Origin of the sequence: Cellulophaga baltica 18 (assembly GCF_000468615.2) — a bacterium.
Classification (GTDB): domain Bacteria; phylum Bacteroidota; class Bacteroidia; order Flavobacteriales; family Flavobacteriaceae; genus Cellulophaga; species Cellulophaga baltica.
Genome location: NZ_CP009976.1, coordinates 1,609,061 through 1,635,186 on the forward strand (window position 1 = coordinate 1,609,061; position 26,126 = coordinate 1,635,186).

Genomic DNA, 26,126 nt, shown 5'->3' on the forward strand with positions numbered 1-26,126 from the left:
TTTATATAAATTTACTATAAAATGCGCTGATTGCTTGACGCTTAAAGAGTTGTTGGCTTTTAAAACCCTAGAATAACCTTGGCGATAGAAAAATAAATAAGAATCCCTAAAACATCATTACTGGTGGTAATAAAAGGACCGGTTGCAATAGCAGGATCAATGCCTCTTTTGTTTAAGAAAATAGGAATAAAGGTACCAATTACTGCGGCATTTACAACAACAGTAACAAGGGCTATGCCTACAGCAATAGATTCTAAATACGTGGTTTTAAATCCAAAATGGCTGATGATTAGAAAAACAAAGGCTAAAGCTAGGCCATTTACTAAACCTAAAAGAAGTTCTTTTCCTAGTCGGCCCCAAATAGCACCTTTAATGGTGTCATTGGCTAAACCTTGTACCACAATTGCGGAAGATTGTACCCCCACATTACCAGCAGTTGCTTGCATTAAGGGAATAAATATTAATAAGACAGGAAATTTGGTGAGTGCTTCTTGAAAACCACTAATAATACTAGCGGCTCCTAATCCACCCATCATTCCAATAAGTAACCAAGGCCAACGTGCTTTAGTTAATTCCCAAATACTATCATCGGCTTCTACATCTTGAGAAATACCCGCAGCCATTTGATAATCTTTTTCTGCTTCTTCCCGGATAACATCTACAATATCATCAATAGTAATACGGCCTACCAAACGACCAATTTCATCAATAACAGGAATAGCTTCTAAATCATATTTAGACATGATTCGAGCTACTTCTTCTGGTTTTTCATTTACATTCACATAATCTACTTTTGCGATGTAAACGTCTTTAATGTGTGTTTTGGTAGAGGTGGTCAATAAATCTTTTAAAGAGAGTCTTCCTTTTAATTTACCTTCGTCATCTACAACATAGATGGAGTGCACGCGTGTCACATTTTCTGCTTGTACCCGCATTTCTTTAACACAAGTAAGTACATTCCAGTTTTCGTTTACTTTTACTAATTCTTTTGCCATTAAACCACCGGCAGAATTTTCATCAAAACGTAAAAGATCTACAATATCTTTTGCATGCTCTCTGTCTTCTAATTCAGATATAACTCTCTGAACCATTTCCTTTGGAAGCTCACCAACAATATCGGCAGCATCATCCGTATCTAGTTCATCTAGCTCTTCTGCAATTTCTTTCGCAGATAAATTTCCTAGAATACTTTCACGCACATCATCATCTAATTCCGTAAGAATATCAGATGTTTTATCGCTCTCTAAAAGCTTGATAATGTAAGTAGCTTCGTCTTCATTTAACTCATTGATGATCTCAGCAATATCTGCATAGTGAATATCTTCCAAAAGCGATAGTAAAGCACTATTGTTTTTAGTTTCGATAAAGTTCTCTATGTCAGCGATGAGCTCTTCAGTGAGTTTAAACGGTATCATTGTCAATCTTGTTTGTAAGTGAAATAAAGTCAGTAACAGATAACTGTTCTGGTCTCTTGTCAAAGATAGTATCTTCTCTAAGACTATCAGAAAGGTTGAATGTTTTTAAACTGTTACGAATTGTTTTTCTACGCTGCCCAAATGCAGCTTTAACCACTCTGTAGAGCGATTTTTCATTGCAAGCCAATGTTTGGTTTTCTTTTCGTGTTAAACGCAATACTCCAGATTCTACTTTTGGTGGTGGGTCAAAAACGGTTGGCGGTACCGTAAATAAATATTCGGCGTCAAAAAATGCTTGCACAAGTACGGATAGGATACCATATGCTTTACTGCCTTCTTTTTCACAAATACGTTGTGCCACTTCTTTTTGGAACATTCCAGAGAATTCTGGTACTAGATGCCGTATTTCTAGTAATTTAAATACAATTTGCGTAGAAATATTATAAGGAAAATTTCCTGTTATTGCAAACTGCTCATCACCAAACAAAGTGGTAACATCATACTTTAAAAAATCGGCCTCTATAACCTTAAATTCTTGCTTTCTACCAATAAATTCAGGATGCTCTAGAAAGAAACTATTGTTTAGGTATACTATAGATTCTGAATCTAAATCCATAGCCACCAAATTTACGTCTTCCTTTAATAAATATTTAGTTAGTACTCCTGTTCCAGGGCCTATTTCAATAGCGTTTTTATAGCCTTTTATAGTTAGTGTTTCTGCAATTTGCCTGGCAATATCTTCATCTTTTAGAAAGTGTTGTCCTAAATGTTTTTTGGCTTTTACAGGGCTGCTTGGTTTAGTGCCTTTCTTAGCATTAAACATCGCTTTGTTTTTTTTGAAATCTTTCTTAGCCATAATTTTAGACTTTTATTGGGGCTTTACATAGCACCAAGCTTTTTTGCCCGATGTAAGTGTTATCGCTATTCTGTGGTACTCATGACCTTCATAATCATCTGATACTACTAATTCTTTAGCGCTGATTTGAAAAACAAGCCCATTCACTGAACTGTTTTTTTCGGTTGCTTTTATAAGTATAGGATATAAAGCAGCAACTTTTTCATCAGAAATCTGATATCCTTGCAAGCTATCTTTGACTCCTATTAGTTTTCTCCCGTATAATTTAAGTTGAACTTCAATTTCTTGAAGACTTCCGTAGGAGAATAAATAGGTGTTAATGCTCACTAATAATTTCTAATTCTGTTCTGAAGGCTAGTATTTTATCAGCAAAAAGTTTCATCGCTTCTTGCCTTAATCTCGGTGCATCTTCTTTGTAATATTTTTCAAGTTCATCTTTTGACGTTGTGGTATATTGAACAGAGTAGGTAACGCCTCCCATTTCTTCTTCGATTAAAACACGACATAATTTGGCAGCACTAAATTTTCCTGTAGCAAGCATGTCCGGAATATGTGTTTCTTTCATCCATCCTAACCACTGATCGTGGATGGATTCATCTATGTTTGAAGTAACGTTGTATATGTACATTGAGATTTCTGTATTAAGGTAAAGTATTGATGGCAAAGGTAGAAGTTAAAAAGTACACGAACAAACGCAAGTATACGCGATGCTTATTTTAAACCTATTTTTAAATGAGTTAAGAAAAGCTTTCGTATTTCAGCGGATTATCTGGTGATTTTGACGGTCTTGAACTAATGTACAAACCTCACTCCATGGCATCACCACGTAAACGCCTGTAGTTTTTTCTAGCTTGTGGGAAATAATAGCTGTCCTGATAGTTGTATATGATTTTTTCGTAGCTTTCTTTGGCCTTCTCCATATCATTAAAATTATTTTCATACAATTGTGCGATAGCAAAATAAGCGTCGTCAGCTAAAATATCTGTACCATAAAATTCAATGATTTTTTGATAGTTGAATTTTGCAGTATCAAAATCGTTCATTTGTTCTAGAAGTTGTCCTTGTTTTAATAATGCTTCATCTTCAATTTTTTCTCCTTTATGATCTTTAAGTATAAGATCTAGCGTAGCAATGGCCTCTTTATTTTTTTTCTGATAGGCTAATAAATCTGCTTTTGCATAAATTTTTAAGGCCGTTTGCGTAGAATCTTCTAAGGAGTTGTCTGATATTAATAAGCTAAGTTGCATGGCATCATTAGCAATAAGTTGTGAGGTAGAACTGCGTAGTACTTTTAACTGTGTTAAAGCCCATTCAAAATCTCCTTTGTAAAAACTTGTTTGTGCCACTTTAAAACGGGCGTTCTGTGCTAAGACATCATTTTTTAAATCTTGCTGTATCTGAGAAAAATAGATCAATGCTTGGTTAAATTTTTGATCATACACTAAAATATCTCCTAAGGCCATTTTCAAATACGCTTTACCGTATGTATTTAAAGGAAGCTCTAAACTTTCCTTTAGAATACTTATGGCTTTTTCAGGATTGTTTTTTTGGAAGATTAGAAAATTAGCATATGCAATTTGTAATTGTAGTGTATTGCTTTTAAATCCATATTCTGCTATCATTTTTTCAAATAATGCTTCTAGTTCATCTAATTTTTTATCATCGGTTTCTAAGAGTTGAATAGCTATTCTATTTAATTGGGCATCTAATTTGTACTCACTATTGCTGGTATTGGATATGATAAAGTCAAAAATGGCATCTGCAGTTTCATAATCTTTATGTGTTAAAGCAAGTTTCCCTAAATCTTGAATCCTTGACAAAGAACTGTCTTCAGACCTTTTGTAGATAGCCTTTTCTTGGGTGAAAGCACTTCTGTATTGTAGTTGGCGAACAAATAGCCAACTTAATAATTGATTCCAAAGTATATCGGGGTCTCTTTGTGCATTTTTTAAAAGTAATTTTTTAAAAAGGATATTGTTTTCGGCTTGCGAGTCTTCTGTAACAAAGTCGTCTATATTTCTTAAAACGCTAGACATAGAAGTGCTGCCGTTTTTTAGAAGGTTGATAAAGGCCAAATACATCTCTTCAATTTTCCCTTGTTCTCCGTAAATTTTAGCCAATGGGAAATTGAAATCTAACTCCGGACTCGCTTCCATTCCGCTTAAAAAAGCTTTCTCGGAATAGTCTAATAACGTATATTTTTGGAACCTTGAACCAATACTATAGGCGAAATTGGGGTTTTTAGGAATCACTGCTAATGCTTGTTCATACATTTCTGTAGCTTTACTGTCTTCCTTTTGTAAGGTGTAATTGTAACCTAGATCTACAATTAAAACTGGGTGTGATTTTTTGCTTTCTAATCTGCTGATAAGAATTCTTTCTGCATCGGCATATTGCTCTAATTGCTGATAACACGTAATTAGATCTTCGGAATAATCGCTTCTGTAGGGGTTTTGTTTGACAAGCTTTTCAAAATATACTACTGCTTTATCAAAATCTCCATCAATTAAATACTGTTTGGCTAAAACATAGTTTTCTTGTGCGGACGACCATTGTACGCATAGAAAAATAAATAAGGATAGGAAAAGTTTCAAGGGCGCTTTTTACTCAAAGATACGCAGAAACTTATTTATTTTTAAGTGAAGTAATTTTTAGAGTGATGGTATAAAAAAAGCGCTATAGTTTCCTATAGCGCTTGTAATTTTTTTAATCGATTTTATCAAATCCACAATAAGGGACTAGTACCTCTGGAATTATAATTCCGTCTGGTGTTTGGTAGTTTTCTAATATCCCTGCCAATACACGTGGCAAGGCTAAAGCACTTCCGTTCAAGGTATGTGCTAATTGGCTTTTACCGTCTTCATCTTTGTACCGAAGTTTTAATCTATTTGCTTGAAAGGTCTCAAAATTAGAAACAGAACTAATTTCTAACCAACGGTCCTGCGCGGTAGAGAATACTTCAAAATCAAAGGTCAGAGCAGAAGTAAAGCCTAAATCTCCAGCGCAAAGGCGTAATATTCGGTAAGGTAATTTTAACTCGCGTAAAATACCTTTTACATGCTCAACCATGCCGTCTAATGCCTCGTATGATTTACTTGGGTGTTCTACCCTAACAATCTCTACTTTATCAAACTGATGCAATCTATTTAAGCCACGAACGTGAGCGCCGTAACTACCTGCTTCTCTTCTAAAACAAGGGGTGTAAGCGGTATGTGTAATTGGAAAATCTTTCTCATTAAGAATTACATCTCGGAACACATTCGTAACAGGGATTTCTGCAGTAGGAATTAGGTATAAATCATCTGCAGGCATATAATACATTTGCCCTTCTTTGTCTGGCAATTGCCCTGTTCCGTAACCAGATGCCTCATTGACTACATGAGGTACTTGAATTTCATTGTATCCGGCTGCTGTGTTTTTGTCTAAGAAATAATTAATAAGGGCGCGTTGCAAACGTGCACCTTTACCTTTGTAAACAGGAAAACCTGCTCCAGCAATTTTAACACCCAATTCAAAATCGATGATATCGTATTTTTTGGCTAACTCCCAATGTGGTAAAGCACCATCTGCCAAAACAGGAATATCACCTTCTTTAAATATTTCTTCATTATCTTCTTCAGACTTGCCTGTAGGAACAGAGTCGTGAGGAACGTTAGGAATTAGGTATAATGCCTGCTGAAGTTCAGTGGCAATAGTATTTAATTCTTCTGTTAAATCTTTTGAGCTTTCTTTTAAATTGGCAGTCTCTTCTTTTAGCGCGTTTGCTTCTTGAGCTTTACCACTTTTATATAGAATCCCAATTTCTTTAGAAAGCTTGTTAGAATCTGCTAAAGTTTTGTCTAATTGAGTTTGTGTAGCTCTTCTATTTTCATCAAGAACTAGTACAGAATCAATAAGGGAAGCGGCATCAGAATTTCGCTTTTTTAAAGCTTCGATAATGGCATCCTTATTTTCTCTAATAACATTTAGCTGTAACATGATTTCTATTTTAAGAGCACAAATTTAATGGTTTTTTTCAGTATAGATAAGATGTAGAGGCTATTTATTGTGAAGCTTTTGGTTATGCCTGCAATTTCTATTTTTTGGGATATTTTAAAAGAAGAAACGCTTATTTAGAAAGAAGGGATAAAGAGGTTTTTTTATCTTTATCTAATTGCTTCTTTAATTCTTCTACAGAACTAAATTTATGTTCATCCCGAAGACGTTCTAGAATATCAACTTGAATTTTCTTGCCGTATAAGTCTTGGTCAAAATCAAAGAAATGAACCTCGATGCTTTTTTCTTTGCCAGAGACAGTTGGGTTAAAACCAATGTTCATCATTCCATAAACCGTACGATTGTTAATTTCACTTTTAACAACATACACTCCGTTTAACGGAATTAATTTATAGGATTCTTCAATAAGAATGTTTGCGGTAGGGAAACTTAATTGCTTGCCTAAACCTTTTCCGTGAATTACAGTACCGGTTAACATGTAATTATACCCTAGATATGCATTAGCAGTGGCAATATCACCCTCCTCTAGTGCTTTTCTAATTTTGGTAGAGCTTACGGAAACTTCATCTATTTCTTGAGCAGGTATTTCTTCTACTTCAAAATTGTAGGTTTTGCCAAACGATATTAAATCTTTAATATCTGCATTTCTATTTCTGCCAAATCGGTGATCGTAACCAATAATAATCTTTTTACTGTTTAAGCCTTTTACTAAAATTGATTCTACGAAATCTGTAGCGGATAGTCTAGAAAATTCTTTTGAGAACGGATAGATCATTAAATAGTCTAGTCCAATATGCTCTAAAATTTTTATTTTCTCGTCAATAGTATTTAAAAGCTTAATATTGGCATCTTGCTGTAAGACCATCCTAGGATGGGGGAAAAAGGTAAGTACAGTGGCTTTTAAATTTAAAAGTTTGGCATCATTTATGAGTCTATCTAATAGTTTTCTGTGACCTATATGCACACCATCAAATGTGCCAATAGTAACCGCTGTAGGTTGTTGGTCATCGAATTTACTTATGTTTTGAATCGTTATCACAAAAATTAAATAATAAAAAGCCTTACTTTTATAATCTGTTAATTCGTTTTAATGAAAGCAAACTTACGTCTACTTTTTGCAATTCCCATATTTTTTCTCTCGTTTTCTGGGTTTGGTCAAGATGTTTTTTGGCAACAAACAACTTCTACTACCTCAAAGGTTTCTGGTAAATTACAGAAACTATCTGTGCTCGATGCTAAAACTTACACCTTAAACGATAAAGATTTTTTAGCGCGGTTAGAAAATAAATCGAGCTCAAAACAATCTCAAGTGCTCTATTTTCCTGATGAAGATGGGAACTTAATGCCTTTTAATGTTCAGGAGTCTTCTGTAATGGCACCAGAATTAGCTAAGAGATATCCAAATATAAAATCATACAAAGGTGTAGGGGCTGCTGATCGTTCTAAAAGTATTCGGTTTAGTGTGTCTTCTAAAGGTGTACAAAGTATGATGGTAGATGCCAAATCTTCTGAAGCTACATTCATGCAGAAATCAGACGGAGAGGAGTATATCTTGTATACGAGAAAAACTACAGATGTTGTTGATGCTGATTTTATTTGCGACACCAAAGAACTGAGTTTAAGTAGTAAAAATGCGTCTACAGCTCGTTTGGTAGATGATCAGGTATTGCGAAAATATAGGGTGGCTATTTCTGCGACTGGAGAATACACGGCATACCATGGAGGAACAAAAGCAGATGCTTTAGCGGCTATTAATGCAACGTTGACTAGGATCAATATGGTTTTTGAAACAGATTTAGGAGTCACTCTTGAACTAGTAGCAAATACAGATGCTGTGATTTATACTTCGGCAACCACTGATCCTTATACAGGAAACTTAAACACACAAGTGCAAAGTACTCTAACGAGTGTTATTGGAGCTGCTAATTATGATATTGGACATTTGCTAAATGAAGATACAAATGGCGGAGATGCTGGCTTTATAGGGTCTGTTTGTAAAGATGCTCAAAAAGGAAGTGCTTATTCCTCGGGAACAACTCCCGAAGGAGATTTGTTCGATTTAGATTTTGTAGCCCATGAAATGGGGCACCAACTAGGGGCAAATCATACCTGGTCTTTTGAATCTGAAGGAACACAGGTGCAAGCAGAACCAGGAAGTGGAACTACCATTATGGGGTATGCAGGTATTTCTGGAGTGAATAATGTAGCATCTAACGGGCAAGATTATTTTCATTATTATAGTATCAAACAAATTTCTGAATATTTGGCTACGACCAGTTGTGCTACAGAAATTCCAATTGTAAATACACCGCCTTCTATAATAGGGCTTCCGGATTATACCATTCCTATGGGAACACCATTTGTGCTTGAAGGGAATGCTTCGGATACGGATGTCTCCGATATTTTAACTTATACCTGGGAGCAAGTAGATGATGGTGTAGTAACGAATACAACTTTTGGGCCTACAAATCCATCTGGAGCTACATTTAGATCGCAAAAACCTAGTGTGTCGCCCAGTCGTTATTTTCCTAAGTTATCAAGTGTAATTAGTGGAAACCTAACACAGTCTAATCCTGTTGTAAATTCTGCTTGGGAAACCTTGTCTACCGTAGAAAGAGATTTGAACTTTGCGCTTACCGTTCGTGATAACGGTGTTGGCGGAGGGCAAGTTGTTTCAGACCTTATGAAAATTAGTGTCGTAGAGACGGCAGGACCTTTTCTGGTGCTTTCTCAAAATACCACAGCAAGTTTTGAGGCGGGAAGCTCTCAAGAAATTTTATGGGATGTAGCTAATACTACAAACTCTACCATTAACGCTCAGTTAGTAGATATTTTATTATCTACAGATGGTGGACTTACTTTTACGACTACTCTGGCGCAAGATGTAGCTAATGATGGTGCTCATACTGTACTGTTACCTAATGTGGTTACTACTCAGGCTAGAATTATGGTTAAAGCTAGTTCCAATGTATTCTTTGCGGTAAATGAGGCTAATTTTTCGATTACAAGTAGTGCTATCGTTTTAAACTTTTCAGAATTAGAATATTTTATTTGTCAGCCTTCAGACCTAATTATTCCATTTACTTATGAAACTAATGGAGGTTTTTCCGAGGAAGCAACTTTTAGTGTATCTGGATTGCCAACAGGGTTAACAGCAAGTTTTTCTCCTGCTACGGCAACAGCAAATGGCACGCTAGTAGACCTTACTTTTAGTAATAGTGGAGCGGCAGCAGTTGGAGTGTATCAGTTAGGTGTTGTGGCGACTAGTGCTAGTATTACAAAGCAAGTTAGTTTAACGGTCTCTGTTGAAAATACAAGTTTTACTCCTGTGTTATTAATTGCACCAACCGATGCAGCGGTAGACGCTGGTATTAATCAAGTATTTGAATGGCAAGAAGAACCTTCGGGTACCACTTATGATATTGAAATTGCTACAGATGCAGCATTTACCAATGTGGTAGAATCTGCGAATGTATTAGTAACAACATATACTTCCTTAGGGTTCATACCTAATACTACATATTATTGGCGTGTAAAGCCCAAGAATAATTGTGGTGAAGGAGTTTTTGGAAACGCATTTAGTTTTACGACTACTAATATTGATTGTAAAATAGTTTCGGCAAAAAGTTTACCGATTACGATATCGTCATCGGGTTCTCCTACCATTTCCTCAACGATTTCTTTTATTGAAGATTTGCCACTTTCAGATGTGAATGTAATGCTAGATCTTACGCACTCTTATTTGGCAGATCTTACGGTTACATTGACTTCTCCAGAAGGGACGACTGTAGTTTTAATGGCGAATTCTTGCGGAGAAAATAGGAATGTTAATGCCACCTTTGATCAAAGTGCTAGCAGTTTTGTTTGTGGAACAAACCCTGCGATAAGCGGACTAGTAAAGCCCTTAGGTTCTTTAAATGCATTTAATGGAGAATCTTCTAAAGGAGATTGGGTTTTGACGATAAGTGACGGTGCGGGAGGCGATGGTGGCTCTTTAAATGGTTTCTCTTTAGAATTATGTGTAGAGGGTTTATTTAGGCCAGATGCAGATAATGATGGTGTTTTTGATGATGGAGATGATATGTGCTTAGGAACACCAGAGGGCTTAGAGGTAGATACGCAAGGATGTCCGCTTTACTACTTTGAACCTTCTAATTTTGAGGTTGCTTTAAATAGTGAGTCTTGTAGAACTAATGACGATGGTGCCATTGCGATCACGGCAAATACATCATTAGCCTATACAATTGCGGTTACGGGAAATGGAGTTGATGAAACAAGTAATTTTACCACAACCTATACTCTTGGAGATTTGGCTTCTGGTGCTTACGAAGTTTGCATTACAGGAACAGACGGTGTAGTTACGTACGAGGAATATTGTTTTGATGCTGTGGTAACGCAACCAGATAACTTGGAAGTTTTTGCTGTGCTTTCTGATGATGGAAAAAATGTTGATTTAAACTTACTAGGAGCAGAGGAGTATATAGTTCGTCTTAATGGCGTAGCGCAGACGGTTATAAGTCCTTCTTATAAAGTGGCATTGGCCAATGGTGTTAATACTTTAAAGGTAGAGACCAATCTTCCGTGTCAAGGCTCTTTTGAAATGGAATATATTGTTCTTGATAAACCATTTGTCTATCCAAACCCGGCAAGTGATAAGGTGCAAATATTTACGGGAATCGTCACTACAAATAATGTGGTAAATATCTTTGCTCTAAATGGAAGGTTAGTAAAAACTAGTACCATTCCCGAGGGAACTACGGAATTGACTATTTCGGTGAACGATTTACCGTCGGGAGTCTATCTTTTAAAGTTACAAAGCGATCATTTAACAGAGACTTTTAAATTAATTAAACAATGAGAAAAATAATTGCATTTGGTTTTTTCCTATTAGTGTTTGGTTGTTCAAAAGACGAAGTAAAATCGCCTTCAAGTGCTTTGCTTGTTTTTCCACTTCAAGATTCTGAGTGCACTACAGGAGCAGATATTAATGAGACCACAAGATTAATTACTTTTCAATGGGAGGCTTCAGATAATACCCAGAGTTACAAGTTAACCGTAGAGAATTTATTGACGAGTACCCCGCAAATTGTAAGTACAAACCAGACATCTGCGCAAGTGCAAGTGGCAAAGGGTACACCTTACTCTTGGAGTGTTGTTTCTGAAAATGCTAAATCTAGTGCTACAGCTAAAAGTGAGACATGGAATTTTTATAATGCAGGAACCGTACGTTCCTATATTCCTTTTCCAGCAACAATTACGTCGCCTATTTCCGGAGAAACGGTAATAAGAGACACAAATAATGAGGTGAAATTAACATGGTCTGGAGCTGATTTAGATTCAGACATTGTGAGTTATGAAGTGTATTTTTCATTGAATAGTACACCAACGCTTATGGCTACGCTACCTGAAAATACAAGCGAGTTAAACGTTTCTGTAGTCGAGAATACAGTGTATTACTGGCGTATCAAGACAATAGATGCTGCCGGGAACTCTTCTAGCTCAGGCGTGTATAGTTTTAAAGTTTTAGAGTAATTTAGGTGTTGTTGTATTGGTTCATGGTGATGGTAATACCCGCGAGTACAAAAGACTTTATAACTTCTGCTGAGCGCTCTAAACGCTCTGGCATTGCGGCTCTTTCATCGTCATTCCATTTTCCAAGAACATAATCTACCTGCCTACCTTTTCCGAAATCAGCGCCAACTCCAAATCTAAACCGGTTGTAATTGGAGGAATTTAAGGTGTTTTGAATGTCCTTTAAGCCATTATGTCCGCCATTACTTCCTTTAGTTTTTACTCTGATTACGCCAAAGTCTAAATTGATATCATCGGTTATAACAAGTACATTTTCTAAAGGTATATTTTCTTTTTCCATCCAATAGTGTAATGCCTTACCGCTCAAATTCATATAGGTAGATGGTTTTAAGAGTAAAACACTTCTTCCTTTTATTTTGAAGGTAGTAACATCTCCTAGTTTGGCGGTTTCAAAACTTAAGTCTTCTTGTTGGGCAAATTTGTCTAGGACTTTAAAACCGATATTATGCCTTGTTTGGGCATATTCTGGACCTATGTTTCCTAAGCCAATGATTAAATATTTTTTCATAGTATTCTGCTCTTCTAGATAGCTTTTAGGTTTTTTAAAAAAGAACTTTAATAACTTAAACATCCAATGTGGTTTTAGCTTATTAATGGCTAAAAATACAAAAGCATCTCAACAAATATGCTGAGATGCTTCTTAAGATTCTTTGTTGAAAGTTTATTCAGCAGCAGCTTCTGTTGCTCCTTCAGCACCTTCAGCACCTTCTTCTTCTTCTTCGTCAAGAACAACTGCATTACGTGCAGATTTAACTTGAACAACAACCGTGTTTTCCGGGTGTAAGATTGAAAATTCGTCATTTAATAAAGTCGCAACAGCAATGTTTGCTCCAATTTTTAACTTAGAAATATCAATATCAAAGAAATCTGGTAATTTAGCAGGTAAAGCTTTGATTGTTAATTTACGTTTTCTAAATAATAAACGACCACCATTTCTTACCCCTGGAGAGTTACCTACCAAACGTACAGGAATATCCATAGTAACTTCTTTATCAGCAAATAACTGGTAGAAATCTATGTGTAAGATAGCATCTGTAACTGGGTGAAATTGAATATCTTGTAAAACAGCATCAAATTTATTTCCACCTTCAATTTCAATCACTGCAGTGTGAGCGTTTGGGGTGTACACTAAGTTTTTGAATGCTGGTTCATCCGCTGAAAAGTGTAATGGTGTTTCCCCTCCGTACAGTACGCAAGGAACCTTTCCAGCATTACGTAAGGCTTTTGTTGCTTTCTTGCCTACGCTTTCTCTTTTAGATCCTGAGATTGTAATTGACTTCATTATATATATTTAACTATTAATTATTCTATTTTATGTTAACTGCCATTAAAATAAAGGGCACTTAATTGGTAGTTTTACCTACATTAAAAATTTTGAACTAATTGAGGTGTTGCTATGTACTCTTTCCATAACATCAGCAAATAAATCTGCACAACTCAACACGCGTACTTTTTTACTATCCTTTCTTGAAGGAATAGAATCTGTTATAATTAGTTCTGATAATTGAGAATTTTCTATTTTCTCATAAGCATCACCAGATAAAAGACCATGAGTAGTAATAGCACGAACACTAAGTGCGCCACGTTCTATCATTAAATCGGCAGCTTTGGTTAATGTACCCGCAGTATCTACCATATCATCTACCAAGACAACATTCTTACCTTTTACATCACCAATTAGCTCCATGTGCGAAATTATGTTCGCTTTTTCACGTTGCTTGTAGCAAATTACTACATCACATTCTAGTGCTTTAGAATAGGCATAAGCTCTTTTAGAACCTCCCATATCTGGTGACGCAATGGTTAGATTATCTAATTTTAAATTTTTTAAGTAAGGTAGAAACAACGTAGAGGCAAAAAGATGATCTACTGGTTTTTCAAAGAAACCTTGTATTTGATCTGCATGTAAATCCATGGTGATAATACGTGTTGCTCCAGCAGCTTCAAGCATTTTTGCTACTAACTTTGCAGCAATTGGAACTCTAGGTTTGTCTTTTCTATCTTGTCTAGCCCAACCAAAATAAGGCATAACTGCGGTAATGTGTCTAGCAGATGCGCGTTTTGCAGCATCAAGCATTAATAACATTTCCATCAAATTTTCCGAACTAGGATTCGTAGACCCGATAATAAAAACTCGTGTCCCTCTTACAGATTCCTCAAAAGAAGGTTGAAATTCTCCGTCACTATATCTAGAGAAAATAACTTTACCTAGCTCCGTACCGTAAGACTTTGCAATTCGTTCTGCTAAAGCTGTACTTTGAGTGCAGCCAAAAATTTTAGGTTCTGGAACTTGATAAGACATTGTTAATCTCTTGTTTTTTAGTTTATTGGACTTCAATTTCTTTAAGGAGTGCAAATTTAGATATTTATTTGGCGTGATAAAGGATTATTCTTAAATTTTTTGTCAAAAACAGAAATATATTTTATAGTTTTGCACTCCTTAACAGCTCGAGTGGCGGAATTGGTAGACGCGCTGGATTCAAAATCCAGTTCCTCTGGAGTGTGGGTTCGATTCCCACCTCGAGTACGAAAGTAAAAAACCCCTGTATTTACAGGGGTTTTTTGTGTTTATAATCTTTTTTGAACACTTTGATTTCACGAATTTCCAGATCTTTATATTAAGTTTTTTAGTCGATTTATATTATTTTTTAAGGGTGTAAGTCTCAATGAACTGATCGAATAATTGGAGAACCTTATTCTTTTTCATCTTGTTAACCTGCATTTTTCTACCCATTATCGGTAATGCAATGGCAATAAGACGGCTTAAAAAGTATATCATCTTGGTAAATATGCCCACTATTGACCTTCTTTTATCCTACCAAACAAAGAACGGAACGACCTTAAAACCTTTTTGAAAAATAGACTCCGACTTTTCCTTCAGAATATCTTGGAATAAGAGACATGTCTTTTGAGTAGATAAATGGATTCCATTTGAATAAGTAGTCAAAATGATAGACTAACTTGGTGACAAGAATACCCAGGCCAGCACCAGCTAAGACATCAGAAATCCAATGTTTGTTATTTGCCAATCGTAAACCACCAGTAAGGGTTGCAAAACCGTATCCAGAATACGCTAAGAGTGGACTAGTGTCTTTATATTCTTCATAAACGACAGCACCAGAGGCAAAGGTGATGGAAGTATGCCCAGAGGGGAAAGCATTTTCATTAGAGCCATCGGGTCTAAGTTTGTAAATATTTTTTTTTAGTGCCCTTGTAAATACATCTGTCAGAATCATGGATATAGTAAGATTTTTTGTCTGATCAAACCAATGGTTTTTTGCTTGAACTCCTGCAACGTCTGCCATAAATATGGTGGCCACGGGTGCATATCTTGTATAGTCATCTAAGTTTGTTTCAAAATCGTTTCCTATCCAATTTCTAGAGCTTGTGTTAAATGATTTCTCAAAGCCGCTATCAGATAACAAGATCCCTGCACCGATAAGTGATAGGGGTACCAAACTTTTCTTTAACAGATTCGTCTTTGGTTTCACGCTAGTGCTGTCTACTTGTGCAACCGCTTTTCCCAATATAAAAATAACAAGAACGGTAAGTATTTTTCTTTTCATAAAAAATGGGGTTGTATTATTTAATCGCTATTGCATTTCAATTGCGGTCTTTTTAGCACCAACTACGGAATTCATAATAGTCAAGACTGTTTTTAGTAGTCCTGCTTAGTCTGTCTAGCTTCCAAAATAAAAAGAAAATACCAGTTAAAGGAGTTTCATACGAATTAATGTTTTGTAAATAAAGACTTAAGGCAGAATTAAGCTATCGTAATTGAGTGTTTTTTAATAGATTGATTTTCAAAGGTACCTTGTAATTCTATTGAGAATATAAAGGCATTGTAGCTTTTAAATAAGGCTACTTTTTAAGTATTAATTGAAGTAAAAATTGAAAGGGTAAAGTATGATGATTATTAAATGAAAGAAGAAAGCTTCCTTCGTTTAAGTCAATCCTGTTTAGAATAAACACATTTGGGCGATAGTGCCTCTCTGAAAACCTAAATTAAGTGTACACTTCAGGTATATATGCCATATAAATTAATGATATAAGGTTACTTCGAGGGCTTATTTTTTTTCATCTTATTAATCCATATTAAGATGCCTGTTATGGGTAGCGAAGTTGCTATTAGGCAACTTAAGAAGTAAATAATTTTAGTGAATGTACCTGCAAAAGAACCTACATGAATACCTCTGATAAGACTAGCTATTTTTCCGCCAAGCTTTTCATCTTTAAAAAGCGATTTTGAAATGAGTGTATTTGTATATGGGTTAAATTGTAGTTTATCTGCAGCGTCATAAGCAAAAAAGCCATCACTTTTTTTTCTGATCATGACACTTTCATTTGGTTTTAAGGGTAGTGTAATTCTGGTAGCTGCATTTTTATGAGGTAAGATGCTATCTGTTTTGTTTAGTAGCGCTGCGTAATCTATCGTTGGAATTTGATCATAAGCTGTTTTTAAGGGTAGGGTCTTATCAAACCTTGATTTACCCAATTTGTCTCCCAGTACATTTTCTAGCCCGTCATAATACCACTGAAAAGACCATAGCAAACCTGTTAGCCCCATTAATAACATAGGAGCAAGTGCGTAAAATCCAAAAGTATTATGAATGTCATAATTTACGCGTTTCCAATTAGCTTTTGTTTTCAAAGTAAAACCCTGTTTCCAAAACTTCCGTTTTTTGAATTGTTTTATTTTTTTTGGCATCCAAAGTATTAATCCAGAGATGCATAACACTATAAAAATAATAGTACAAATACCAACAATTGGCCTCCCTATTTTTTGATCAAGAAGTAATACACGGTGTAACTCTTCAACGGAATGAATAAAAGCTTTTGTTTTCCCTGTTGTTTTAACTTCCGCTCCGGTGAATGGATTGATTTGAACAGATCTACCTCTCGCTGGTTTACCAGAGTGTGCCTCATCTTTAGTGAGTAAAGTAAATTGTAAGTTCTGATTTTCATCTTTTAAGTAAATGAAATCTTTCACTACATGATTTTCTTTCTCAATAGCTGTTATGATTTCTTCAAACGAAAGTGGTTCTCCTGTTTTTTCAGAATAATAATCTTGCTTATCAAAAAGTAAAATTAGCTCGGCTTCAAAGGCTAGAATAGTTCCTGTTAGACAAACTATAAATAAGACAATACCACTGATGATTCCTAGCCATAGGTGTATGTCGTTTATTATTTTTCTAAAAGTGTATCTTCTCATTTTAAAAATCAAATTTGTGTTCTAAATACGTGTTCTGAGGATGTAATTTTTTGTTTAAATTATGTAGAATTTCAGCGTTTTCCTTTTCACCTTGTTTTAAGGCTAAATCAACCACCCTATCTAAGTAAGAACTTTGGGGTTTAAAATCAAACCCTATCTTATCTGATAATAATTGATAATTATGTTCTAATAAAGATGGGTTTTTAATCAGCTCCTTTACATTAAGTCTAAATCCTTCAAAGACGGTTCTAAGCCCATCAATTAAAGAAGGTAGTACAACACTACCATGGTCTTCTTCTTTGTAGTATTTACTGTGAAAATTTAATTTTTTAGGAAGATTTTCTTCTACTAATTTGAGGCTAATTTTTTTAGCTTCAAAATGGGCATAATGTTGCGTACTAGGCTCTTTTTGGTTTCCTATAGAATTAGCATTGGCAAAGAATAATGTGGTTCCTTTAAAATCCTTGGTTTTTAAAGTACGCTCTAATTTTTGTACGGTGGTATTATTGTCCCACCATAAGCTGGGGTCTATCACGATATAAGCGTTGAAGGGAGATGGTGTTTTTAGTGCCAGGTTAAAAGCAAAAAGTCCTCCAAAAGAATGACCTATTAAAATCTTATAATCTAAAGTGTTGTAATTTTTATTTACTTCAGGAATTAACTCATCAGTAATAAAAGTTTCAAATTTATCTGCACCACCAGATTCATAAGATAGATCTGTAACGGTTGTTGGGGTTAAATCTCTAGATCTATTGGTGTTTTTAATAGCAATAACAATACATTCTGGAATTTGAGGATAGTACCCATTAGCTAAATTTTTAACCATGCCTGTTACCGTATGAAAATATTTTTCTCCGTCTAATAAATAAATTACCGGGTAGTTTTGGGTTTCAAATTTTTCATTTGTATAGTTTTCGGGTAAGGATACCCAATATGTTCTCTCTTCATTTAAAATGGTAGACTGGATCTTTTTTACGTCTCCGATTTCTATTTTTTGAGCATTTGAAAAAACAGTAAAGAGACAAAGGATGTAAAATAATAGTTTCATTGCTTTGTTTTTTTAGGAAATAGAAAAGAGGATACTGGTTGGTATCCTCTTTCTTGATATGATGTGTTTAGAATACACTATAAAATATGCCTATTCTAAAATTAAAAGGTTTTTGTGGTATTCCGTAACCGTTGTAATATTCTTGGTCAAAAACATTATCAGCTTTTAGGCTAATTTTATAGTTGTTTTTTTTGTAAAAAACAGTGGCATCAACAGTAGTATATGCTTCTGAACCAAAATTATTTAGGGTGCTATTGTATATTTCACTCATATGATTGGCTCCAAAACCAAAACCTAAGCCTTTAGCATTACCTTTTAAAGCTTGGTAGCTCATCCAGAAATTCCATACCGTTTCGGGAGTGTATGTTAAACTGTTCCCTAAAATAGCTTCATTCCCAAAATCAACTTTTTCAAAAGTAGCATTGTTCTTAGTATATCCAGCGACAATATTTAGGCCAGGAGCGGGATTTGCAATTAAGTCTATTTCAAAGCCTTTGCTTAAGGTTTCCCCTGTTTGCGAACTTATTCCGTTTTCATCTACAATAATATCGTTATCAATATTAATGTTATAGTAACTAATAGTACTTACTAATTTACCATCAAAAAAGTTGAGTTTAGTCCCTGCTTCAAATTGCTTAGCTCTTTCAGCATCCCAAGTAATGATTTCCCCATTACCATTGTCAGAAGGAGCGTTATTACTCAATCCATCCATATAATTTACAAATACAGATGCTTTATCGTCAAAAGGGTTATAGGCTAAGCCTAGTTTGGTACTCAAGCTATTTTGATTACACCCATTAGTTCCTTCAAGACCATTTGCGATAGTATTATCTGCCATAAAACGATCAAAGCGCAAACCTCCCGTAAGGGTTAATTGCTTGTTTACCGTGATGGCATCAAAAGCGTAAAAACCTAAGGTTTGAAACTTTGTAATAGTTTTATTTTTAGTTTCATCAGCTAAATTAGCTTCAAATTGCTCATTTGTTAGCCCTGTAATTATTGGATTAGTAGTATCAACAGCATCTATAGTATTCCAAACACCTGTACGTTGTGTATCGTCAAAATTATGTAAGTAGCTTAGTCCTGCAATAAATTTATTCTCAATTTTATCACCTTCAAATATGTTTAAAAAATCTTGTTGTACGTGAGTATTTCCCGTTTCTCTTGGATCTAGTTGAAGGTAATATCTGCCAACTGATGTTTCATCTAACATAACAACTCTGAGGTAATTGGCATCAGTGAAGGTGGTGGCTTTCGTAAATTTTGTTTTTGAGGACCAAGTATCGGATAATGTATAGTCAATGGCTATTTGAGAAGCTAAAGTAGAAAAGTAACCAGCCATTTCATTAGTGCCATAGTTGGTGTGGTAGTCCCAGCCTAAATCGTCCCAAGAATTAACGTCATCTGAAATAAGACTTCCTGCGAGGCCTCTAGCAAAGTTTAAGTTACGTTTACTCTTGTTGTATTCCAAATTGGCTTTTACACTTAATTTATCAGATACATCAACTGTTATAGATGGTGCTACCATAAACTCTCTAATAATACCTTGGTCTTGAAAACTATTTTCAGAATTATAAGCAGCATTTAATCTAAAATACACTCTATCTTCTTTACTTAAAACAGTATTATAATCAACTGTTGCTCGTTCTTGTTCCCAACGGCCAGTAACAAATCCAAGATCTAGCTTTTTACCATCGTAGGCTTGTTTAGTAACTTTATTTACAACGCCACCAAAGTTTGCGATGTTATTTACATTTGTACCGTGTAATAAGGATCCTGGTCCTTTTACAATTTCCAAACGTTCTATGTTTTGCGGATCTAAAGGGGCTTTTATCCATGCAATTCCTCCATTTCTCAAATGAACATCAGACCTAAATCCTCTTAAATAAACGCTTACATTTCCGTCATTTGATTCCACGTAACCTCCTCCTGTGATACTCTTAAAGGCGGAAGGTAGATCAGTTGTAATTTGCTCTTTTAAAAGGGCATTGGTTACCACAGAATAGGATTGTGGGTTATTGATGTTTTTTAAGGGTACACGGGCTACATATTCAGATTCCTTATGTGCAAACTGATTCAGTCTTTGGGCACTTACAACCACCTCACTGAGCTTTTCACTACTTTCATTTAGTAGTACATCTTGTACCGTAATATTTGGGGTATTTACATGAATTGTCATTGCCTTTTTTTCCATTCCGATAAGCGAATATTCAATGGTGTAAGAACCATAGGCTACATTTTGTAGTTCGTACGTTCCTAATGCGTTAGTTATTGATCCTGCGTTAAGCTCCTTTATGATGACATTGATAAATGGGGCAGGAGCACCGTCTGATGTAATAATTTTTCCTGATATAGTGGCGGTCTGGTTCTGGGCATTTAATGTAGCTGCAAAAAACAATAGGAGGATTGCTCCTAATAGTTTTGATATTTTCATAATATTCTAGTATTTTCGTTATTTATATTTAGTTTAAATAATAATAGCTGCAAAAGTATTCTAATGCTTCACGACTAGGGTAACGCGAAAAGTATTATTAAAGCCGTAAAAAGTATTTTATGAAATCAGTATATCGGAATCACGTTTACCCTCATAAAGTGACCACCAAGGTTTTTACAGAAGGTTTTAAAAAGAAGGCGATTGAGGATCATACGCTAGTTTCAGAAAATCCTTTTATAGTAGGTAAAACGCGAGAAATACTACTTGATGGGATTAAAGTTAATATGCGTAGTGGGAAAATAAATCCGCCTCTTAGTATTGATGTAGTTCATGATTTTCCTTTTTTAAAAATTCATTTTGAAATTGAAGGCAGCAGTATTTATACTCCCAACAATGATAAAAGTGTTGTGGTCGCAATTCCAGGAGGGCATTATAATTTTTTTTTCTTACCAGAAGTAAATGGAACTTTGCGTTATGATAAACCCCAAAGAGAAACTTTAGAAATTTTATTTACAAAAGAATATTTGAAGCGCGTATTTGGTACTTCGTTTAAGAAAGAATGTTCTGAGTTTGGTATAGCCCTAGAACAGAATCATCCCTTCTTGATGTGGGAAAATAGTAAGCCTATTACACCGCAACTTCATAATATAATTAATGAAATTATGACGTGTGATTTTGAAGGAGGTTTAAAAAAAGCTTATTTAGAATCTAAAATTACAGAGATTCTCGCTATTTTTTTTAATCGTTTAAAAAATAAAGAAAATAAGTGTCCAGAGGGTATATGTAAAGAGGATTATCTAAAAATCATACATGCGGAAACCATCTTAAGAGATCATATTAAAAACCCGTTCACTATTGCTCAACTAGCTATGGTGTCAGGCGTCAATCAATTTAAATTAAAGAAGCATTTTAAAATAATCTTTGGAAAACCAATTTTTTCGTACGTGACAAATTTACGCATGGAAAAAGCCAAGAGTTTAATTGTAGATGAGGGCTTTACTATAGCCGAAGCAGCTTATGAAATAGGATATAAAAACCCGCAACACTTTACGGTAGCTTTTAAAAAAGTCTATAATTTTTTACCTAGTAGTCTAAAAAAAGACTGATTCTAGGGCAAAAAAAAGAGCCCAGAGTCAATCAAGACCGAGCTCTTTTACGAGAACACTATATGAAAATGAAAATTTACTATTTAACTAACTAACTCATGTCAAATATAGTATGATTACTCACTTTTGTAAAACTATTGATGTGTAAGTAGCAAAACATGTGGTTTATCTGTTACATTTTGTTGTTAAGGCTTATTTATTGCTGTTCTTTATATTATTTAAGTATTATGAAGCTTCTGGTAGCACAATAGTAAATGTACTACCGTTCCCAATTTCACTTTCAATTTTTAAACGCCCATTGTTTTTTTCCAAGTAGTAAAAACAGGTGCGTAAACCAAAACCAGAACCATTCTCTTGGGAAGTTCCTTTAGTGGTGTACCAATTACTTCCATTTAAAATTTTATCAATTTCTTTTTCCGTGATCCCAACACCATTGTCTTTTATAGTAATGTGTATTTCTCCATTGTGAGCTTTTGTTTCTACGTGAATTTCACCTTCTTTATCGGTAAACTTTATAGCATTGTGTAGAATGTTTCTAAAAATGAATGAGAAACTTTCTTTATCAGCGTAGAGATAGGTTTTAGTACTTTTTACGGTTGTGATAATGTCCTTCTTTTCAATGGCATGTTCTAGCAGGTTAATAGTTGGGTTAATTACCTCAAAAGGATCAAAGTTGGTAAAGTCTAAAGGTTTGTTTTGTGTTTGCTTTTGTGACCATTCAAAGAGTCCGTTTAAAAAATCATTGAGATGGTCTAATTTGGTAGAAAGTTGATTAAGGTATTTTTTGCTTTCTTCTGCATCTAACTCATTGTTAGCAATCATATCTATCAATCCTTTTAAACTTGCCAAAGGAGATCGTACATCATGAGATATTAATAAAAATAGCTTCTTATTAATCGTATCTAGATGTTCTAATTCAATATTTTGCGCTGTAATCTTCTTGAAGTTGTGATCAAGAACTAATGCTATAGGTGTAGATATGAATATGGGTAGAAAAATACTTAAGTAAAGTCCTTTCCAAAATTTTTCCCATGCCACAATATAGTCGGTTATCAGAAATGCGGAAACAGATAAAATAACGCACAACAATACTACTATGAAAGGATGATGTAATTTATTTTTTAAAAAGTACATAATTTGGGTTTTAAGAAAAGTATAGCCATCTTAAATAAAACGCTAGCCCTTTATAAGTACAAAAATAGAATCAAACTGAAAGAAAAAACTTACAAGTTAGTTAGCTTGTAGTTTTGGGTCGGTGAATGTCACGATAGTGTAGTTTAAATATAAGCAATTTTGCTGTTACTTCAATGAGAGTAAAGACTTCAATTAAATTTGATACCATAAAAAAGAGCCCAAATCAATTAAGATTGGGCTCTTTTACGAGAACACTATATGAAAATGAAAAATTTTATTATTACTCAATAAATAACTAACACATTTCAAATGTATAACCGTTATATTCTTTTTTAAAACAATTGATGTGTAACTATCAAAACTTGTGGTGAAACCTAAATATGTTTTAAAAAACTCATTTTTCAGCGGGTAGTACAATAGTTATTTTTGTTCCGGTATTTATTTCGCTATCAATTAATAATACGCCGTTGTTTTGCTTTAAATAATATAGACAGGTTCTTAAACCAAAGCCAGATCCATTTTCATTTGAGGTGCCTTTGGTGGTGTGCCAATTTTCACCATCTAGAATTTTTTTGATTTCATTTTTTGTGATGCCAATTCCAGAATCTTGTATGGTGGTAAAGATCTGTTTATTTTTCACAAAAGTTTCAATGGTAATTTCTCCATCAATTGGAGTGAATTTGATGGCGTTGTGTAAAACATTTCTTAGTACAAAAGAATAGCTCTCTTTGTCCGAATATATTTTGTGCGTACCAATGTTCATGGCAATTCTAATTTTTTTTAGCTTGGCAGCAGGCTCCAATAAATCATGAGTAAGCTTTATGATATCACTACTATCATATAATGAAAATTCTAAAGGTTTGTTTTGCGTTTGTCTCCTTGCCCAATTAAGCAAACCGTCTAAAAAGGAATTTACATTTTTAATTTTACGGGAGAGTTCAGAAAAATAGAGTTTAGCCTCTTGCGGATCTAAATCATTATCGGTTACTAAATCAATGGTACCAATTAAACTTGCCAGCGGAGATCGTACATCATGTGAAATTAATAGGAATAGCTTTTTATTGATCGTATCTAAATGCTCTAATTCTTTTTTTTGAGACTGAAATTTTTTGAAATAGCGGTCCATGATTAAAGCGAGAGGTAAAGATATAATGATAGGCAGGAGTACCGCTAAGTACATGCCGAGCCAGAATTTTTGCCAGTGGGCAAAGAAATCACTGATTACATATCCAGACACCGATAAAAAAAGCGACAATGGGACCACAAATATTGGATGGTGTATTCTATTCTTTAGCGGGAGCATGATATGTTTGTAATTGCGATTAACATTAATTAAATCGATAATTGTTTACATCAGTAAAATAAAATAATAACGGTAAAAATAACGGTATTATTGGGTGTACGAAAGACAACTGTAGTTTATTTTTTACAAGTTAAAGAGTTAGTAATAAATAGTCTAGATGATGCTAAATAGAAAAGAGCCCAAATCTATAAAGATTGGGCTCTTTTACGAGAACACTATATGAAAATGAAAAATTATTATTAAATAATTAACTAACTAACTCGTGTCAAAGGTATGACGGTTAGTTGCTTTTTTAAAAGAATTGATGCGTAAGCAGTAAAACTTGTGGTGAACTGCTTATAATTTGTTTTTATCTTTTTTGTAGTGATTTTTTAAGGCTAAATAAACACCATTACTCCAGCCAAATCCATCTTGAACAGGGTATTCTCCGCCACCAGCATCTAGCGTCATGTCTTCTACATTGTATTTCTCTACAAACTTCCCCGTGTTTTCATAGACTTTTTCATTTAAGGCAATCCACCGTGTAGCAATAGTTTTTGCTAACTCATGATGTCCGTAGTTTTCGAGACCCACAATAGTCATCCATTGTAAGGGTGCCCAGCCATTTGGCGCATCCCATTGTTGCCCTGTATGGTTAGCAGACGTAACAACACCTCCTGGTTTCAAGAAGTTTTGAGTGATATAAGTGGCTACTCCATCTGCTTGTTCTTGCGTAGTCATTTTAAAAAATAAAGGATAAACGGTGGCTAAAGAAATTACGCCAGTAGGCTCACTAGCAACCCAATTATAATCTTCAAAGACCCCCAAAGTTTCATTATAGCTATATCTATTTAAAAATTCCTTGCGGTTTTCCATGCTCTTTTTTAATGTTGTGGTAAATTCAGAATTGTCCTGAAAAGCGGTAAGAAGCACTTCTTCTAAACCGTACATAAGTGCATTTAAATCTACAGGGAGTATATCTGTAGTTTCTATGGTCTCCATTGTTTTTCCATCAGCAAACCACCTGGAAGAATAATCCCAGCCCGATTCTGCTCCAGAGCGTAAATCACGATACATTTTTGTTCCTCCAGAAGTTTTTTCTACTTGGGTATAATCTTCTCTATATGATTCTTGCCGCGGAGTGTCTCCTTGGTCATAATACCTATTTAAAACTCCAACAGGGGTTAGTACCGCATGATTGATAGCATAGGAAGTAGATTCCGCACCATCCATCCAGAATTCATATTCTTTTTTAAGAGGTTCTTTATATTTTTGATAAACACGCTCTCCTTTATGCGCCGCTAATAATTTCACCATCTGGGAAAAGAATGGAGGTTGAGACCTAGTGATGTAATATGTTCTATTTCCATTTGGGATATGACCAACGGTATCAATAAGGTGGGCAAAATTATCTAACATATTTTCAATAAGCTCAAACTCGCCGCTTTCTACTAAGCCTAGCATTGTAAAATAGCTATCCCAATAGTATACTTCTCTAAAGCGCCCACCAGGAACAATGTAAGATTTTGGTAAGGGAATTAAAGAGCTCAGTTCATTTTCTTGATCAGATGCTCTTGTTAATACAGGCCATAATGCAGTTACATGTTCTACGGCAGTTTTTGTAGTGTCGGATTTAAAATCAGAAGATATAGCTGTAGGAACTTCAAAATTAGCATGAACAAACGTTGTTAAATTAAAAGTGGAATCATTTTTTTTTTGTTCGTAGTTGCGTTTAATTTCATCGTAAGGAAATTTTGCGGTACAATCCACAAATGTTTTTCCATCTTCAAAAACCTGATTTAATTGAATTTCAGCAAATAAATCTCCTAATAACTCATCAGGAGCTGTAATTATTTTGAGTTCTCTAGCTGGAGTTTCTGTAATAGGTTTTTCGGGAACTTTCTTGACCTCGTTTTTGCAACCTAGAAGAAGCAGCGCAATCAGCAATGCATAATATTTCATAAACGTAACATTAATCAATGAAGGATAAAATTACTATAATTTTTAAAGGAGTCAATTTTTTGAACGGCATATCCTATTCATATAGTGGA

General features: G+C 34.8%; 20 protein-coding genes and 1 tRNA gene. 4 read left to right on the forward strand and 17 right to left on the reverse strand.

Features of this window, described 5'->3' with window-relative positions; genetic code table 11:
* Nucleotides 1–59: 59 nt before the first annotated feature.
* The 7 genes from mgtE to M666_RS06870 all read right to left on the reverse strand — a co-directional run bounded on the left by mgtE (nucleotide 60) and on the right by M666_RS06870 (nucleotide 7,306).
* On the reverse strand, nucleotides 60–1,415 hold the full coding sequence (gene mgtE, locus M666_RS06840; protein ID WP_029447247.1) for a magnesium transporter: 1,356 nt from the start codon (nucleotides 1,413–1,415) through the stop codon (nucleotides 60–62).
* On the reverse strand, nucleotides 1,402–2,271 hold the full coding sequence (rsmA, locus tag M666_RS06845) for a 16S rRNA (adenine(1518)-N(6)/adenine(1519)-N(6))-dimethyltransferase RsmA (RefSeq protein WP_024482016.1): 870 nt from the start codon (nucleotides 2,269–2,271) through the stop codon (nucleotides 1,402–1,404). The genes mgtE and rsmA overlap by 14 nt, the downstream gene beginning before the upstream one ends.
* 12 nt (nucleotides 2,272–2,283) lie before the next feature.
* Entirely contained in the window at nucleotides 2,284–2,598 is a 315-nt protein-coding gene (locus M666_RS06850) for a gamma-glutamylcyclotransferase family protein (protein WP_029447246.1), read from the reverse strand.
* Nucleotides 2,588–2,899, reverse strand: a complete 312-nt coding sequence (locus M666_RS06855) for a DUF4286 family protein (RefSeq protein WP_029447245.1) — start codon at nucleotides 2,897–2,899, stop codon at nucleotides 2,588–2,590. The genes M666_RS06850 and M666_RS06855 overlap by 11 nt, the downstream gene beginning before the upstream one ends.
* A 178-nt stretch (nucleotides 2,900–3,077) precedes the next feature.
* On the reverse strand, nucleotides 3,078–4,865 hold the full coding sequence (locus M666_RS06860) for a tetratricopeptide repeat protein (RefSeq protein WP_029447244.1): 1,788 nt from the start codon (nucleotides 4,863–4,865) through the stop codon (nucleotides 3,078–3,080).
* 112 nt (nucleotides 4,866–4,977) lie between these two features.
* The gene (gene serS, locus M666_RS06865) at nucleotides 4,978–6,249 is read right to left on the reverse strand and encodes a serine--tRNA ligase (RefSeq protein ID WP_029447243.1); all 1,272 of its coding nucleotides are present in this window, start codon (nucleotides 6,247–6,249) and stop codon (nucleotides 4,978–4,980) included.
* A 130-nt stretch (nucleotides 6,250–6,379) separates the two neighbouring features.
* Complete coding sequence (locus M666_RS06870) at nucleotides 6,380–7,306, reverse strand: bifunctional riboflavin kinase/FAD synthetase (RefSeq protein WP_029447242.1); 927 nt, start codon at nucleotides 7,304–7,306, stop codon at nucleotides 6,380–6,382.
* A gap of 51 nt (nucleotides 7,307–7,357) precedes the next feature.
* Between M666_RS06870 and M666_RS06875 the strand changes: the two genes are divergently transcribed.
* Entirely contained in the window at nucleotides 7,358–11,125 is a 3,768-nt protein-coding gene (locus M666_RS06875; protein WP_029447241.1) for a zinc-dependent metalloprotease, read from the forward strand.
* Nucleotides 11,122–11,799 (forward strand): fibronectin type III domain-containing protein, encoded by a 678-nt coding sequence (locus tag M666_RS06880; protein WP_029447240.1) that lies wholly within the window; start codon nucleotides 11,122–11,124, stop codon nucleotides 11,797–11,799. The genes M666_RS06875 and M666_RS06880 overlap by 4 nt, the downstream gene beginning before the upstream one ends.
* Before the next feature lies 1 nt (nucleotide 11,800).
* On the opposite strand, the gene pth is transcribed toward M666_RS06880, so the two are convergent.
* The 3 genes from pth to M666_RS06895 form a co-directional block, all read right to left on the reverse strand.
* Nucleotides 11,801–12,430 carry an aminoacyl-tRNA hydrolase gene (gene pth / locus M666_RS06885; RefSeq protein ID WP_024482004.1) on the reverse strand — a complete coding sequence of 210 codons (630 nt, stop codon included), beginning with the start codon at nucleotides 12,428–12,430 and terminating at the stop codon, nucleotides 11,801–11,803.
* Between the two features lie 90 nt (nucleotides 12,431–12,520).
* Complete coding sequence (locus M666_RS06890; RefSeq protein ID WP_029447239.1) at nucleotides 12,521–13,141, reverse strand: 50S ribosomal protein L25/general stress protein Ctc; 621 nt, start codon at nucleotides 13,139–13,141, stop codon at nucleotides 12,521–12,523.
* 78 nt (nucleotides 13,142–13,219) lie between these two features.
* A complete protein-coding gene (locus M666_RS06895; RefSeq protein ID WP_029447238.1) occupies nucleotides 13,220–14,161 on the reverse strand; it encodes a ribose-phosphate pyrophosphokinase in 942 nt (313 codons plus the stop codon).
* 144 nt (nucleotides 14,162–14,305) lie between these two features.
* Here M666_RS06895 and M666_RS06900 point away from each other — a divergent pair.
* Nucleotides 14,306–14,386, forward strand: a tRNA-Leu gene (locus tag M666_RS06900).
* Between the two features lie 313 nt (nucleotides 14,387–14,699).
* Here M666_RS06900 and M666_RS06905 read toward each other — a convergent pair.
* The 4 genes from M666_RS06905 to M666_RS06920 form a co-directional block, all read right to left on the reverse strand.
* Nucleotides 14,700–15,425 carry a phosphatase PAP2 family protein gene (locus M666_RS06905; RefSeq protein WP_029447237.1) on the reverse strand — a complete coding sequence of 242 codons (726 nt, stop codon included), beginning with the start codon at nucleotides 15,423–15,425 and terminating at the stop codon, nucleotides 14,700–14,702.
* Between the two features lie 488 nt (nucleotides 15,426–15,913).
* Entirely contained in the window at nucleotides 15,914–17,071 is a 1,158-nt protein-coding gene (locus M666_RS06910; protein WP_052206646.1) for a PepSY-associated TM helix domain-containing protein, read from the reverse strand.
* A gap of 1 nt (nucleotide 17,072) precedes the next feature.
* Complete coding sequence (locus tag M666_RS06915; RefSeq protein WP_029447235.1) at nucleotides 17,073–18,119, reverse strand: alpha/beta hydrolase; 1,047 nt, start codon at nucleotides 18,117–18,119, stop codon at nucleotides 17,073–17,075.
* A 67-nt stretch (nucleotides 18,120–18,186) separates the two neighbouring features.
* On the reverse strand, nucleotides 18,187–20,553 hold the full coding sequence (locus tag M666_RS06920; protein ID WP_029447234.1) for a TonB-dependent receptor: 2,367 nt from the start codon (nucleotides 20,551–20,553) through the stop codon (nucleotides 18,187–18,189).
* 119 nt (nucleotides 20,554–20,672) lie between these two features.
* Between M666_RS06920 and M666_RS06925 the strand changes: the two genes are divergently transcribed.
* Nucleotides 20,673–21,659 (forward strand): helix-turn-helix domain-containing protein, encoded by a 987-nt coding sequence (locus M666_RS06925; RefSeq protein ID WP_029447233.1) that lies wholly within the window; start codon nucleotides 20,673–20,675, stop codon nucleotides 21,657–21,659.
* A gap of 225 nt (nucleotides 21,660–21,884) precedes the next feature.
* Here M666_RS06925 and M666_RS06930 read toward each other — a convergent pair whose 3' ends face one another.
* From M666_RS06930 to treF, 3 genes are all read right to left on the reverse strand, one after another.
* Nucleotides 21,885–22,793: a sensor histidine kinase gene (locus tag M666_RS06930; protein ID WP_029447232.1), complete on the reverse strand. Its 909-nt coding sequence runs from the start codon at nucleotides 22,791–22,793 to the stop codon at nucleotides 21,885–21,887.
* 394 nt (nucleotides 22,794–23,187) lie between these two features.
* Nucleotides 23,188–24,096: a sensor histidine kinase gene (locus M666_RS06935; protein ID WP_082007891.1), complete on the reverse strand. Its 909-nt coding sequence runs from the start codon at nucleotides 24,094–24,096 to the stop codon at nucleotides 23,188–23,190.
* Between the two features lie 336 nt (nucleotides 24,097–24,432).
* A complete protein-coding gene (gene treF / locus M666_RS06945) occupies nucleotides 24,433–26,037 on the reverse strand; it encodes an alpha,alpha-trehalase TreF (RefSeq protein WP_029447229.1) in 1,605 nt (534 codons plus the stop codon).
* Nucleotides 26,038–26,126 lie beyond the last annotated feature (89 nt).